This is a genomic window from Blastopirellula marina (assembly GCF_002967765.1).
GTDB lineage: Bacteria > Planctomycetota > Planctomycetia > Pirellulales > Pirellulaceae > Bremerella > Bremerella marina_A.
Window position 1 is genome coordinate 348097 of sequence record NZ_PUHY01000014.1, and the last position, 15252, is coordinate 363348.

The window sequence follows — 15252 nt, forward strand, 5'->3', positions numbered from 1 at the left end:
ACCCTGTTCGTTATCAAGTGGAAAACATCAGGAAATCGGTAAAAATGAACGTTGGGAAAATCTATCCCCAATTGGGATTTACGGAAATCGCTAAATGGCTTGAACTCGTCTAACCCCAGGACAGGCAAAACACCCAAAACACCCGGAACTATTGACGAGTGCACTTGAAGGACGCCCCAATGACTCAATATTCGTTCGCAAGATCGATTCCTATCGCAATCTTAGTCTGCTTCGGGGCCGTGATGGCCGCGTGGCTGGGAATCGGACAGCAAAACGCCCAGCAAGAAGCCCCAGACATCCAACAGATGGAAACACTCTACAAACAAGGCAATTTCAAGGAAGCCTATGAGGCGGCCGAGAAACTGTTCTTCGATCCCAAGCAGGATCCGAAAGAGCTTGCCCGCACGATGAACATCCCGGTCCAGTGTCTGCAGCGGCTAGGACGCTACGCCGATGTCGATAACTTCTTGGAGAAGACCGCGGAAGCTCAAAAGGATGAGTGGCGCGTGCTGACGCTGCTGGGCAATCAGTACGCTTCGATCAATCATTGGGGCGTGATCAACGACAACAAGTTCGAGCGTGGGCCGGTTCGTGGTGGTGGGAAGCGCGTCAACAGCTTCCAACGCGATCGCGTACGTGCCTTACAGCTGTATGTCGAAGCGATGAAGCTGGCCGAGAAAGAGCAAGCCGACAAGGATATGGCCGACCTGTACTTCCAGGTTTCGACCTTCTTTCTATACAACAACTTCGGCCGCGGAGCCTGGGAACTGCAATATCTGACCGACATTGCCGAGCTGCCCGATTACGAAGAAGGCTACAGCTACGGTGGCAACAATCAAGGTGCCCCAGTTGATGAAGCTGGAAACCCGATTTTCTATCACCTGCCCGAGTCGTGGGATGCCTCCAAGAACGATGGCGAGCGGATGCGGTGGGCGATGGACCAGGTAGGCAAATACAACGCCGATCGCCTCGACGATACCCAGTTGCAATGGGCCAACTTCCTGCAATCTCAGTTTGGCGTCAACACGCTGCAGCAATATCAGTGGTTCTTCACCGCTCGAGCGAGTTCGGATGAAGAGGACGCCACGCCGCAGCTTCTGCAATTGGTGACGCTGAAAGAAAACGAAACGATCGCCCGCCTGGCAACCGGAATCAAACGCTTTGAATTACCGGACGAATTCAATCACATTCGTGTCTGGCAGAAGATCATCGCTGATAAAGCAGGTCGTCGGTCGCAAGCTTACGACAACCTGGCCTCGGTGTTCGAGAACCGTCGCCAATATCCCAAGGCAGCCGAAACGTGGCGTGCTGCGATTGCTGACGTGGGCAAAGGGAACAACGAGTATCGCCAGAAGCGACTCGATCAAATTATCGGCAACCTGGGCCAATTTCAGGGAGGCAAAGTGCATGCCGCCGGCCAAGGGGTGACACTGCAATACCTGTTCCGTAACGGAACAGAAGTCGCCCTGACTGCGCATGAAATCAAAGTCGATAAGCTGCTTTCGGACGTGAAGCAGTATCTGAAATCGAACCCCGGTCGAATCGATTATCAAAAGATGCAATTGCAGCAGATCGGCGAGAAGATCTTGTTCCAAGACGATGGCGAAGCATACCTCGGTGGCCAAGTCGCCCAGTGGAATGTGAAGCTGGAACCTCGCCCTGATCATTTCGATCGCCGCATCGATATCAACGCCCCGCTCAACAACGCCGGCGCCTACATGGTGACCGCCAAGATGCAGGATGGCAACATCTGCAAAGTGGTTGTTTGGGTAGCCGACACGGTGATCGTCAGTAAGCAGTTAGACGAAAAGCGTCTTTACTACGTGGCCGACGCGGTGACCGGTAAGCCGATCGAGAAGGCAAATGTCGAATTCTTCGGCTACAAGGTGGAACAGGTCCGCAATCAAAATCGCTACTCGGTGCTGACGAAGGACTTCGCGGAATTCACCAGCCCGGATGGCCAGATCACGCTGGGCGAAAACCAAATGCCCCAGCAGTATCAGTTCCTGGTCATGGCCCGGACCGACGCTGGTCGTCTGGCGTTTCTCGGCTTCCAGCACATCTGGTATCAGCAGCAGCACGATGCCCAATACAACCAGGTTCGAAGCTACGGTATCACCGACCGACCGGTGTATCGCCCGAACCAGACGATGAAGTACAAGTTCTGGACACGGACCTCGAAGTACGATCAAGACAACGTCAGCAATTTTGCCGGGCAAGAGATTCGCGTCGAACTACGCGATCCGCAAGGCAACTCGATGTTCGTCAAAATGATGAAGGCGGACGAGTTTGGTGGCGTCAATGCCGAGTGGGAGATCCCCAGCGATGCCAAGCTCGGCCAGTACCATTTGTTCACCCAATACGGCAGTGTCAACTTTCGCATTGAAGAGTACAAGAAGCCTGAGTTTGAGGTTACCATCGACGCCCCGTCCAAGCCGGTCGAGCTAGGCGAGAAGGTGACGGCCAAGATCAACGCCAAGTACTACTTCGGCTCGCCGGTGACTAACGCCACCGTGAAGTACAAGATCGAACGCTCCGAGTACAACAAGCATTGGTACCCGACCGCTCGCTGGGATTGGTGCTTCGGCAACGGATACTGGTGGTTCGCCTACGACTATCCATGGTACCCAGGCTACGCCAAGTGGGTTGGCTGTATGCGGCCTGCCCCGTTCTGGATTGGTTGGTCGAACAACCCACCTGAGTTGGTCGCCGAACAAGAGGTCGAGATCGGCGAAGATGGCACGATCGAAGTCGAAATCGATACCGCTTTGGCGAAGGCCTTGCATAGCGATTCCGATCATCAGTACACCATCACGGCCGAAGTGCGAGATGCCTCACGACGAACGATCGTCGGTACTGGCAAGGTGTTGGTTGCTCGCGAACCGTTTAAGGTCTACACCTGGGTCGATCGTGGTTATTACAACGTTGGTGACACGATTCACGCCCACTTCCTGGCTCAAACGCTCGATTCGCGCGATGTGGCTGGCAAGGGGTTGCTGAAGCTGTTGAAGATCACCTACGACGAAAACAACCAGCCGATCGAAACCGAGGTCCAGTCTTGGAATATTGATATGACCGGGCAAGGAAGCGTCTCGCAAACGATGGAAGCCTCGGCCGCCGGGCAGTATCGCTTGAGTCTTGAGGTGACCGACAAAGCAGGCCACAAGCAGGAAGGTGGTTACATCTTCACGATTCGTGGGCAAGGCTTCGATGGTTCGCAGTATCGCTTCAACGCGTTGGAACTCATTCCTGATAAAAAGGAATATCAAGCAGGCGACACGGTTCGATTGCAGATCAATACCGATCGCGTTGGTAGCACGGTACTGTTGTTCGTCCGTCCCTCCAACGGCGTTTACTTGCCACCGAAGACGATCCGATTGACCGGCAAGAGCACGGTGTACGACATTGCCGTGCTGAAGAAGGACATGCCAAACTTCTTTGTCGAAGCAGTCACCATCGCCGATGCCGAGGTGCATGACGAGACTAAAGAGATCGTTGTGCCTCCAGAAACGCGGGTGCTCGACTTGCATGTCGAAATGGATGCTTCGGAATACCTGCCAGGCAGCAAAGGGACGATCAAGCTGAAGTTGACTGACGACACGGGCGAACCGTTCGTAGGCTCGACCGTGCTGACGATGTACGACAAGTCAGTCGAATACATCAGTGGCGGCTCGAATGTGCCTGATATTAAAGAGTTCTTCTGGAAGTGGCGTCGTCATCACCACCCCAGTACCGAACATAGCTTGAACCTGTACAGCTACAACTTGACCCCGAAGCGCCAGGTAACACTGAACTTCCTGGGAATCTTTGGAAACAGCGTCGCTGACGAAAACGCTTCGTTCGCCCAAGGGATGGGCCGAGGGGGCGGTTTCGGTGGTGGTATGGGTGGAATGGGAGGCGGCGGCTTTGGCGGTCGTGCTCTGATGTCACGCAGCAGCATGGCTAAGGGAGCGATCATGGAAGGTGCCATGCCCATGGCCGCAGCTCCAGCAGGAGCCGAAATGGCGGACAGCATGGACTTGGCGGCCGACAAGCAAGATGCCGGCGGCATGCCCGACATGGTCGAACCAACGGTTCGCTCGAACTTCGCCGATACCGCCCTGTGGGTTGCTTCCGTCGAAACGAACGTCAAAGGGGAAGCCGAATTGACGCTCGATATGCCGGAGAATCTGACGACTTGGATCGTTCGCAGTTGGGCGATGGGGCAGGGGACCAAGGTCGGATCGGCCGAGACCGAAGTGGTCACGCGGAAGAATCTGATCGTTCGCCTGCAAGCGCCTCGCTACTTTGTGCAAACCGACGAAGTGGTCCTTTCGGCCAACGTGCATAACTATCTGGAAACCGAAAAGACGGCGATGGTCACGCTCGATATTCCTACTAAGTTGATGACCAGCAACACCCCGCTGACCCAAAAGGTGACTGTGCCGGCTGGCGGCGAGGTTCGCGTCGACTGGACCGTAAAGGTCGTCCAGGAAGGGGAAGCGACTATCACGATGAAGGCGCTGACCGATGAAGAATCGGACGCCATGCAGCAAAGTTTCCCCGTGTACGTTCACGGAATGCTGAAGACCGAATCGTGGGCAGGCACCGTTCAGCCAGAAAAAGATTTGCAGTCGTTCCTGATCAACGTGCCTAAAGATCGTCGTCCGAAAGACTCGCGTCTGATCGTCAGGTACTCGCCAAGCCTGGCGGCCTCGATGGTGGAAGCCCTTCCTTACCTGGTTGACTATCCGTATGGCTGCACCGAGCAAACGCTCAACCGCTTCGTGCCGTCGGTCATCACCCGTAAGGTGTTGGGGGAAATGGGAATCGATCTGAAGTCGATCGCTGAACACCAGAATAACCTGAACGCCCAGGAAATCGGTGATCCGGCCGAACGCAATAAAGATTGGAACGCCGACTGGAAGCACACGCTGAAGAATCCGGTGTTCGATGATGCCGAACTCGAGAAGATGGTCAAAGCAGGCGTTCAACGTCTGACCGAGATGCAGAACTCGGACGGCGGTTGGGGCTGGTTCTCTGGCTATAACGAACACAGCTATCCCCACACTACAGCCGTCGTGGTGCGTGGTTTGGAAATCGCCCAGCGTAACGGTGCTGCCGTGGTGCCCGATACGCTCGAGCGTGGTAAGCAGTGGCTGATCAACTACCAGAATCAGGAAGTTCAAAAGCTGCAAAACGCTGACGAAAAGAAGGACCCCTGGAAGTCGCAGGCGAGCAACCTCGATGCGATGGTCTTCGGCGTGCTGGCCGAGATGAAACACGATAATCCTGCGATGCGAGGTTTCCTCTATCGCGATCGAACGAAGCTCTCGGTTTACGCCAACGCAATCTTCGCCCTGGCCCTGCACCAGGTCGGCGACGAGGAGAAGCTGGCCATGGTTCGCCGGAACCTCGATCAATACGTCGTGACCGACGTCGAGAACGAGACCGCCTATCTGAAAATGGCCGAGGACAATTACTGGTGGAACTGGTACGGCGATCCAATCGAAGCAAACGCTTACTATCTGAAGCTGTTGGCGGCGACCGATGCCGAGAACGTGACCGCTCGCCGGATGGTGAAGTACCTGCTCAACAATCGGAAGCATGCGACCTACTGGAAGTCGACTCGCGACACGGCGTTATGCGTCGAAGCGATGGCGGACTACCTGCGGGCGACCGACGAGTTGAACCCGGAGATGACGGTCGAGATCTTTGTTGACGGTCAGAAGAAAGCCGAAACCGAGTTCACCAAGGAAAATCTCTTCATCGTCGACAACACGGTCGAGCTGACCGGGCTGCAAGTGACCGATGGCGAGCATAAGGTCGAGGTTCGCCGAAAAGGGAAGGGCCCGGTCTACTACAGTGCTTACCTGACCAACTTCACCTTGGAAGATTTCATCACCAAGGCAGGCCTGGAAGTGAAAGTCCAGCGTCGCTTCTACCGACTCGATCGGGACGAAGATGCCACCGTGCGAGCGGCTGGCGATCGCGGTCAGGCGCTCAACCAGAAGGTCGAGAAGTACACGCGGACCTTGCTGGAAAACGAGTCGCAGATTACTAGCGGCGATCTCATCGAGATTGACCTCGTAATCGAATCGAAGAATGACTATGAGTACGTCATGTTCGAGGATAAGAAAGCGGCTGGGTTTGAAGCGGTTGATCTGCGAAGTGGCTACAACGGCAACTCGCTGGGAGCCTACATGGAACTCCGCGACGAACGGGTAACCTTCTTCGTCCGGCAGTTGCCACGTGGCAAACATACGCTGACTTATCGACTGCGGGCCGAGATCCCCGGCAAGTTCAGTGCGTTACCCGCCGTCGCTCAGGCGATGTACGCACCCGAACTGGTCGGTAACTCGGACGAAATGAAAATTCAGATCGCCGATCTGCCTGCGAAGGAATAACTGAGACGCAGGAGCTGGTATTAAAAAAGGGGCGTTCCTCGTCGGGAACGCCCCTTTTTCGTCTTCGTAATGGATTGCCAGGCGGGGAATTACGAGGCGTGTGCTAGATGGCCACCTTGTTCTTCCCACTCTTTCGCTCCACCTTCAAAGTCCATGACTTCGGTGAAGCCAGATTCTTCTAGACGCTTGGCTGCCTTGGTGGATGAGTGGCAATCAGCGCTGGCACAGTACAACACCACCGGCTGATTCTTCCCGCCGATGGTTTGTTCGACTCGCTTTTCAAAATCGCTCTTCTCAAGTGGAATGTTGATGGAGCCTGGGATGCGGGTGCTCTCGAAGCTCGCTTCGCTCAGCGTATTGATGAGCGTCAAGCGTTCACCCTGGTTCTGTCGCGTCTTCAATTGATCAGCGTTAATCGATTGCATGATCTACTCCTTCTGTTACAGAACGTGACGTTTACCTTTTGCAAAAGGCCGCAAATCACGTTCCATCGTCGAAGGACGATCACTACTTCGGTTCCCAGTCGGCACCGTTATCGGCAGGCATTTCCTTGTGCCAGGCGAGGATCGTTTTCGTCAAACGCTCGACGATCTCGGGATGGGCATCGGCGACGTTCTTACGCTCGCCACGGTTTTTGTTGAGATTGTAAAGCTGTGGGTCGCTGCCATCGTAGCTGCACAGTAGCTTCCACTTGCCATCTCGCACTGCCAGGTCGGGCAGTTGCTTGCCTTGGATCTCGGGACGATCTGGAGGGCGGCGGAAGCAGATCGGGCCTTCGTGCGACTCGGTCGATTGACCCAAGATCACGCCTGGCAGCGATTGGCCGTCGAAAGTGACATCTTGTGGAGCTTCCACTCCAGCCACTGCCAGTAAGCTCGGCACCAGGTCGTATGCTGCAAAGACCGATTCTTCGTTGGTGGTGCCTGCTTTGTCGGCGGCAATCACACCAGGGCCCCAGACGACCAAAGGGGAGCGAATGCCTCCTTCGTACAGCGTGGTCTTGTGCCCGCGAAATGGACCCGCCGTGCCAGCGCCCAGTTCAGGACCATTGTCCGAGCACATCACGATCAGCGTGTTATTCTTCAGCTTTTCGTCGTTGCGAACGAAGTCGAACAGCGTACCGAGTTGTTCGTCCATCGTTTCCAGCACGCCGAGATACAGATCACGCTTCGAAGCATCACCACGACGTTCCTTAGGCGGGAAAAACGGCGAGTGGACGTCGTCAGGCCACACGTTCACGTAGAACGGTTGATCCTTCGCTTCGGCTTCCTTGATAAACGCGATCGCATCATCCACGAAGCGCTGGGTGACCTGCGAACGCTTCTCCCAGAAGATTTCGCCGCGGCCCAGTTTATCGGAACCGAGCGTCCACAGTTTTGGCTTTTTGCCGTCGTAAGCGTCGAGTTCGGCCAAGACCCGGTCCCCCAAGCCTTCGAAGTTGGTCAGCGAATCGTCGAAGCCGTATTCGGTGATCAGCGGCGCTTCGCCCACATCGCGTTGGCCACCCATGTGCCACTTACCAAAGTGCCCGGTAGCGTAGCCGGCGTTGTGCAGCATGCGAGCCAACATGGGGGCGGACGGATCGAGCCACTGCGCCATGCCTCGCTTATTATTGAGCTCGCGGTGCGCCAGGTAGGAAGAAATCTTCCAGCGCTGCGGATACTGCCCGGTCGAGATCGCGGTCCGCGACGGGGAGCAGATTGGCGAATTCACGTAGAACTGCGTAAAGCGAATCCCTTCGGCGGCCATCCGATCGCAGTTCTCGGTCGTGGCGGCCTCGTTACCGAAGCAGGAGAAGTCGCCCCAGCCCATATCATCGATGAACACAAGAATGATATTGGGACGCTCGGCAGCGGAAACTGGCGAGACAAATAGCCCGAGCAAAAGGAGCAGGCAAGATAATCGAACGACAAGCATGGAGTGTTCCTCGATGGCTAGGTAAAAATCGCTTGGGGGACCGCTCAATCTACCACAGCTTCATCGAAATCCAACGGAAACCTCGATTTGCACCGCATGGAATTCAAGTTCGGGCGCAACCATTTTCAGCCAGCGTGCAAAGATTCTCATGCTTTGCCACATGTTGGGTGGCCGGTTACAGCTTTCGCCAGCGAAAAGAAACCAGTCTTGGGGCCAGCTTATCGTCTGCTTCATGCCACCACTCGTCGAGGCGAATCAGCGTCAAACCGAACTTCTCCGCCGTGGTCAGAAAGTCGGATAGATGATGGACAAAGGCATCGACTTTGTTCGCTACGCCGTTGCGTTGAAACTGCGCCTGGCTGCCCAGATACTGCTTCGCGGGGTGGAGTTCGCTGACGAAAAACTGCCCGCCAGTATCGAGGCAACGTGCGACTTGCTCGAAGATCGGGGCGAGATCGGCAATGTGTTCGAGCACCAGATTGCACGCGACCAGATCGACCGAACCACTCGCAATGGGCCAACGTTTCTGCAGATCGGCCTCGACGAACGTGACATGCGGAAGCACAACTTTTTGTCGAGCTCTTTCCAGCATGCCAGCTGAGAAATCGATGCCGAGCAGATGATCGGCCAGCGAGGCATAAAACAATGAGTTCTTACCCGTGCCACAGCCAATCTCAACGATATGGGGAAAACGTTGACCAGCCAGCGATGCTTGCGTGATTTGCTGATCCAAGTCACGCGTACGATTGACATCTTCGTCGTAGGTTGACGACCAGTTGGAATAGGCGTCGGAAATCGACATGCGGGGGCCTGCTTCGCCGAAAGGTGCAAAAGAGAGCTTTCGGCAGCAGGACAAAGCGAATGCGAGAGAGGTTCGCCTGACTGAGGGTTATTCCGCCATGGCTTCTGACTCGACCTTCATCGTATCGATCGATTCGAAGACCTTGTCGAGACTGTCCTTAAACAGATCGCCGATCAAGAGGTCGGTGATGTCGCCGCGATGATCGGGAAAGCGGCGGACGAACTTGCCGAAATTGAAGCCATCGTAATAGGCACAAACCAGTTTGCGCATCCGCTCCATGCCGACCAGGTAGTCTGCTTCCCAGCCAGCAAGTTGCTCGCGGGACGTGTCTCCCTTCTTCAAGCCTTCGACGATCGCATCGGCGGCAAGCTCCCCCGACTTCAGCGCCAACAGAACGCCAGAAGAGTAGAGTGGATCGAGGAAGCCGAGGGCATCGCCGATCAGCACCCAACCGTTACCGGCGGCTTGCTTCGCCTTGTAAGTGAAGTCCTTGGTAGCGAAGACCTTGGTGATTTGCTCGGCATTTTCGACCCGCATCTTGGCACCGGGGCACTTCTCTAATTCCTCAAAGAAGACTTCTTCGTGGCTGCCACGACCTTTAAAGAGGTAGTCGAAATCGCCGACCACACCAATGCTGACGGTGTCGTCATGCAGGGGAATGTACCAGAACCACCCCTTCTTGTTCTCGACTTGCAGGACGGTTGTTGCGCCTTCGTCGCGGCCAGCATCTCGCTTGCCACCCTTGTAGTAAGTCCAGATCGAACCTTTGTTGAGCGACGGATCAGGCACACGCAGCTTCAACTTGTTCAGGAGCATGGAAGTTTGACCGCTGGCATCGACCACCACATCGGCACGCACTTCACGCTTGTTGCCATCTTCGTCCATGATCTGGACGCCAACCGCTTTGTCGCCTTCGAACAAGACATCGAGAACACGGACACCTTCGTGCGTTTTCACGCCATGCTCTTCCGCATTGCGAAGCATCATCTCGTCGAACTCGCTACGACGGACCTGCCAGGTTTGCGAGCAATCGTGATCTTTGTTGTCGTGGAAGTAGAACGGGGCCGACTGCTTGCCTGTATCGCTGACAAACTGAACGCTGTACTTCTTGATGAAGGGGCTATGCTTCAGCTTGTCGATCATGTTCAGTCGCTTCAGAACCCAGTAAGTTTCCGGGATTAGCGATTCACCGATGTGGAAACGTGGGAACTTCTCACGTTCGAACAGCTCGACTTGAACTCCTTGTTGGGCCAAAAGCGTACCAACGGTCGCCCCGGCCGGGCCTCCTCCGATTACCACCACCTGGGTCTTATTATTGGTATCGATCATGCTTCTTGCCTGTCTGTTCGAGGGAGCTTTCAGAAGGCTCCATAGTTAGTCGTCCACGAGGGACAGATTGGCGACGTCTTCGTGCGGCTCACGCGCTTCCTTCAAGAGCGCAGCCAGCTGACGCAAAGCTTCAGGAGAGAGGTGACCCAGCTGCTTCCGGTGGCACTGTTCGACCTGGGATGAGAGATCGCGAAGAAGTTGCTTTCCCTCCTCGGTAATCGTCACCTCAACCACGCGTCGATTTTCAGGACGCCGTTCTCGTTGCAATAAACCCTTCTGTTCCAGCTTATCCAACAGACGCGTCATGTCGGGTGCACGCGAAATCAAACGCGACCCCAATACGAGGGTTGGCATCGATTCGGGATAAACCGACTTCAGTAAACGCAACGTGTTGTACTGCTGGGCGGAAAGTCCTGCCTTGCTGAAGACTTCCTCCTCAAACGCTTTGAGGCGGTCGTAAGTTCGCCACAAATTGAGGAAGACTTCCTGTTCCAAGGAGTCGAATTTCCGAACTACGGGTTGCGAACGAGCTGTTTCTGGATTTTGAACCATACCCCCAAGATAGGCGTTATTACAATAGACGTCAAGACAACTGTTGTTAAAGATACCGTAACTTAGGACGCAAAGTTAACCAGCAAGTTTGAGAAATGTACAAGCCGAGAAGCGGATTTTGCTGGGGGAGGATTTCCCCTCCAAAATCGAACTACTTCGGTTTCCCCCGTAACTTCCGAGGCCCGTCACGGCCAATGTATCGCGTCCGCTGTTCGGATGAACTTAAATCAGGGGGATATGGGTTTACCGACGGAGGGGAGACGCCCACGTTTGTCTTCGATGATTTTTCAGCGGAAACGGCTCGACTTGCTGCCAGCACATTGGGCTTTTCGTCCTTGTCAGCAGCTTGAGTGCGCTCGGGAGACGAACGAGTCGCATTTGAGACCGTGGGGTGATCGCTTGCCGGGCGAATGGTTGGCTGAATCTGCTTAATCGTCTCCGCAAATTCCTCTCGCTCGCTACTGTTCTTCAACAAAATTTTGAGCATCGCTTGCACCATCCTGGCGGCTTGAAGTCGGACCGAGGTGGTTTCCGTTACGCTGAGTGCGATTTCGGTCGGAAATTGAAGCGCGGCTTGCCAATGCTGCGCGGTGATGCTGATGCCATGCATGATCCAATGCCTTTTCGAGAAAGCGGTTTGAGCGGGCGCACAAGTTCCCCCTGAGGAAACGCTGTGGCGTTTCCCAGGAACCAGGCGTTTTCAATGGTCGAAGCGATTCGCAAGCCGGGTGGATCCAGAGGCCTGACACGCTTTGCGATAATGTGAACGTATGTATACTTGCAAAGTGTTTCAGAGGCAAAGCATTTTTTGGCCTATTTTCTGGCAGTGTGGCAATCTTGCGTGCGATCGGTCGTTCGCGAACGGCACAAAAAAAAACAGGAGACCAAAGATCTCCTGTTCCTTCCAACTTCCACTTTGAGTAGCTCACAACTAAGCCAGGCCCGCCTCGTCCAGGACAGCGGTGAACTCTTCGTACGAATTACGGACCTGCTTCTCGATCGAAGTGCTCGATTCGCGGATCGACTTCATCCCCTCGATTAAGTTGTCGACCATCTGCTCGATCTCCGAGCCGATCTCGCGAACTTGCGAGGCGGAGTGCTGTTGATCGGAAGAAGATCGCTGTAGGAATGCGTTCATCTCGCCGCTCAACGCACAAACCTGGCTGATAACTTCCGCGGTCTCGCTGAGGTCGGTGGAGACTTGGCGGGTATCTTGGCGGATTCGTGAGATGCGGTTGCCGATTTGATCGGTGGACTGCGACGACGCGCGAGCTAACTGCTTCACTTCGGTGGCCACCACGGCGAACCCTTTGCCTGCTTCGCCGGCATGAGCCGCTTCGATGGTGGCATTGAGGGCCAGCAGATTCGTTTGCTCGGCGATCTCACGAACCATGTCGAGGACGCTCTCGATCTCCGTCGAAGACTCATTCAGCTGAGACATCGTCATGCCGCTGCTGTTGGCCGTTGCCTTCCCTTTTTCGGCGAGGGAAGCGGCTTGCTGCATCTGGGTTGAGATATCGGTAAGTGATGTCACCATGCCATCGATCCGGTCGAAGATCTGTTGCACGGAGCCAACGAGACGCTGAGCGTTGGACGAGGAAGTTTCCAGGATGGACTGCAGGCCACTCCGTTGTTGATCGATCTCTTGCAGACTTGTCTCGACTTGCCGTCGATAGTTTGTCATGCCTGATTGAGCCAGCTTCTTCTGTCGCTCGAGCGAGTCAACCGCTGATTTGGTGCGGGCCTGCTCCAGTTCGATCGCGCCGATCAGCCGGTTGAAGGCAAACGCCAGGTCGCCTGCTTCCGTGCCGATTTCGGGTTCGATGCAGAAGCTGCGATCGATCTTGTCCGAGTTCGATGCCTTCTGCATGGCCACGGCCAGGTCGAACAGCGTGCTTTTGGCACCATGCTCTGAAATGTTCAGTCCTTGGATTTCGTCCTCTTCGCTGACGCGGACTGGGGTGAACATTTTCAGGAGGCCAACCACAATGAAGGCAGTTCCGAAGCTCCACGCAAAACAAGCGATTGCCCCGAGCGATTGGATTTGGATTTGGTCAAAGCGTGTTGTGCCTGCTTCGGCCAATAGTTCCGGGCGAATGAACAAACCAACCGCGATGGTTCCCCACACGCCGCAAAAGCCATGTACGGGAACGGCACCGACGACGTCGTCGACCTTGAACCACTTCTCGATGACGATTGAACCGAAGAAGACGACCACGCCACTAACCAGCCCGATTAGCACGGCCCCGGCAGCCGACACACAGGCACAGCCGGCGGTGATACCGACTAAGCCGCCGAGAATTCCGTTGGCCACATCTTCGGGCCGCGGCAATTTGCTGTTTCCAAACATCCAACTGACAAAAGTCGAGCTAATGCCGCCAAAGCCAGCGGCCAGCATGGTGGTCATGGCGATCGGGCCGACATCGGTCGTCGCTTGCAGCGTGCTGCCGCAATTGAAACCGAACCAACCGAACATCAGGATGAACGTTCCCAAGTACATCAAAGGAAGGTTGTGGGCATGAAAGTGATTCGCGGTTCCATCCTGATTGAACTTGCCCAGGCGCGGGCCAATCAGAATGGCCGAGGCCAAAGCCACCCAGCCACCGACGGAGTGCACCACGGTTGAGCCAGCGAAGTCGATGAAGCCGAGGTTCTCGAGCCAGCCAGAGGACTCGCTATGGTAGAGGCTTCCCCAAGCCCAGTGGCCAAAAATCGGGTAGATGACGACCGAGGTCACGAAGGAAATGAATAAGTAGGTCGAGAAGCGAGCCCGCTCGGCGACGGCCCCGGAATCGATCGTCGCGGCCGTACCACAGAAGGTTGCTTGGAAAACGAAGAACACGGCCAACCAGGGAGCATTCTCGAACGACACGCAGAAGTCAGAGGTTCCGATCAAACCGTAAGCCGACACACCAAACATCAAGCCGAAACCGATGAACCAGAAGCCAGCTACTGAAAGGACGAAATCGGCCATGTTCTTAACGGCTACATTGATCGAATTTTTCGCCCGGGCGAGTCCTGACTCCAGGCACATGAATCCGGCTTGCATAAGCATCACCAGTGCCGCGGCAAAAATCACCCAGGCGTAATCGACCATCGAGTGGCCGTCGGTCAGCGTTTCGGCAACGATCGGCGTGGAGGTTGCTGCTCCATCCGCGAAGACCGCTGCCGGGCAAAGAAGGAGGAGAGCGACCGCTCGTGTGAAAGTGTTGCGCTTCTGGCCAGCTACGCAATGCTTCATCATTAACTCACTTATCATCTTGTTCTGAAGGGGGCGGAACCAACACTCGATCGTTCGAAACGACCTGTTTGATGCTTCAAATTTGCGAAACCCTACATTAGCGCAAGTGAAAAAGAGGGGCATTGAATGGCTTTTTTACATCTTTTTAGAACAACCTCCTCGCAGTCCATGCGGAGTGCGGAATCGTGCCTAAACAAGGGGGAGAAAGTCCGCTTTTCGTTTACTCGAAATGGGTTTAAACTCACCATCCGCATAGTGTGACTAGAAAATGATCACGTGCTACTTCCCGTGAGGGGATCCTGGAAGAAATTTGCGCTGGCACATTCCCGGAAACGCAAAAGAGCAAAACCCTACAGTTTTCCGTTGCATGCATCCTCGATCGGGGTATCATGCGGCTGATTGCACGACCACTACGGAAGATGCCCGCTGATTGGGGGCATAACTTACGGAAGGATCAGCAGTGGCTTCGAACCCTGGCGGTATTCGTGGGAAGCAGCCTACGCGTTCGCGACGACGTTCTCAGGCGAAGATCTACCTGGGGGTTTTCTCTTCCCTGTTCGCTATCTTGCTGGGCGTTGTTCTCGGGTTGGGGGCGTTTACGTTCGGATACGGCAAGGGGGCCAGTTACCTCAGCAACGATCCCAAGACCTGCGTCAATTGTCATGTGATGCAGGAGTCGTACGATACCTGGGAGAAGTCGAGCCACCACGGCGTTGCTGTTTGCAATGACTGTCATCTATCGCACGATCCGATCGGCAAATGGGTTACCAAGGCCGATAACGGCTTCTTTCATTCGCTGGCGTTCACCTTCAACGACTACCCCGATCCGCTACGGATCAAGCCGCGGAATCGGAAAGTAACGCAGCACGCTTGTCTCCATTGTCACTCCGACTTTGTCCATAACATGCTTCCCGCGACCGAGCACGAACAGACGATGTCGTGCGTCCATTGCCACAGCGATGTCGGGCACGCGTTGCATTCACGTGTGTATCCCACGCTGGAACCTAATTCACGCTAACTGACGG

The 15252-nt window shown here is 55.1% G+C and carries 9 protein-coding genes; 2 read left to right on the plus strand and 7 right to left on the minus strand.

Going from position 1 to position 15252, the window contains the following annotated elements; translation table 11 throughout:
* Window positions 1-179 precede the first annotated feature (179 nt).
* Window positions 180-6386, plus strand: a complete 6207-nt coding sequence (locus tag C5Y83_RS24130) for an alpha-2-macroglobulin family protein (protein WP_233207345.1) — start codon at window positions 180-182, stop codon at window positions 6384-6386.
* Between the two features lie 89 nt (window positions 6387-6475).
* On the opposite strand, the gene C5Y83_RS24135 is transcribed toward C5Y83_RS24130, so the two are convergent.
* The 7 genes from C5Y83_RS24135 to amt form a co-directional block, all read right to left on the minus strand.
* On the minus strand, window positions 6476-6811 hold the full coding sequence (locus C5Y83_RS24135; RefSeq protein WP_105332360.1) for a rhodanese-like domain-containing protein: 336 nt from the start codon (window positions 6809-6811) through the stop codon (window positions 6476-6478).
* 82 nt (window positions 6812-6893) lie between these two features.
* On the minus strand, window positions 6894-8303 hold the full coding sequence (locus C5Y83_RS24140; RefSeq protein ID WP_105332361.1) for a sulfatase: 1410 nt from the start codon (window positions 8301-8303) through the stop codon (window positions 6894-6896).
* A gap of 175 nt (window positions 8304-8478) precedes the next feature.
* Window positions 8479-9105 (minus strand): class I SAM-dependent DNA methyltransferase, encoded by a 627-nt coding sequence (locus C5Y83_RS24145; RefSeq protein ID WP_105332362.1) that lies wholly within the window; start codon window positions 9103-9105, stop codon window positions 8479-8481.
* Between the two features lie 87 nt (window positions 9106-9192).
* A complete protein-coding gene (locus C5Y83_RS24150) occupies window positions 9193-10434 on the minus strand; it encodes an NAD(P)/FAD-dependent oxidoreductase (protein ID WP_105332363.1) in 1242 nt (413 codons plus the stop codon).
* A 45-nt stretch (window positions 10435-10479) separates the two neighbouring features.
* Window positions 10480-10929 carry a MarR family winged helix-turn-helix transcriptional regulator gene (locus C5Y83_RS24155; protein WP_233207346.1) on the minus strand — a complete coding sequence of 150 codons (450 nt, stop codon included), beginning with the start codon at window positions 10927-10929 and terminating at the stop codon, window positions 10480-10482.
* Window positions 10930-11137: 208 nt separating this feature from the next.
* The gene (locus C5Y83_RS24160) at window positions 11138-11596 is read right to left on the minus strand and encodes a hypothetical protein (RefSeq protein ID WP_105332365.1); all 459 of its coding nucleotides are present in this window, start codon (window positions 11594-11596) and stop codon (window positions 11138-11140) included.
* 321 nt (window positions 11597-11917) lie between these two features.
* Window positions 11918-14230, minus strand: coding sequence for an ammonium transporter (gene amt, locus C5Y83_RS29915; RefSeq protein WP_158262499.1), 2313 nt, complete (start codon window positions 14228-14230; stop codon window positions 11918-11920).
* 457 nt (window positions 14231-14687) lie between these two features.
* Here amt and nrfH point away from each other — a divergent pair, with 457 nt between their 5' ends.
* Window positions 14688-15245: a cytochrome c nitrite reductase small subunit gene (nrfH, locus tag C5Y83_RS24170; protein WP_233207347.1), complete on the plus strand. Its 558-nt coding sequence runs from the start codon at window positions 14688-14690 to the stop codon at window positions 15243-15245.
* Window positions 15246-15252: the final 7 nt, after the last annotated feature.

Excerpts from the sequence above, each read along its gene's own strand:
- C5Y83_RS24135 (WP_105332360.1), bottom strand. The coding sequence starts at position 6,811 with ATGCAATCGATTAACGCTGATCAATTGAAGACGCGACAGAACCAGGGT.
- C5Y83_RS24145 (WP_105332362.1), bottom strand. The coding sequence starts at position 9,105 with ATGTCGATTTCCGACGCCTATTCCAACTGGTCGTCAACCTACGACGAA.
- C5Y83_RS24160 (WP_105332365.1), bottom strand. The coding sequence starts at position 11,596 with ATGCATGGCATCAGCATCACCGCGCAGCATTGGCAAGCCGCGCTTCAA.
- C5Y83_RS24140 (WP_105332361.1), bottom strand. The coding sequence starts at position 8,303 with ATGCTTGTCGTTCGATTATCTTGCCTGCTCCTTTTGCTCGGGCTATTT.
- C5Y83_RS24130 (WP_233207345.1), top strand. The coding sequence starts at position 180 with ATGACTCAATATTCGTTCGCAAGATCGATTCCTATCGCAATCTTAGTC.
- C5Y83_RS24150 (WP_105332363.1), bottom strand. The coding sequence starts at position 10,434 with ATGATCGATACCAATAATAAGACCCAGGTGGTGGTAATCGGAGGAGGC.
- amt (WP_158262499.1), bottom strand. The coding sequence starts at position 14,230 with ATGATGAAGCATTGCGTAGCTGGCCAGAAGCGCAACACTTTCACACGA.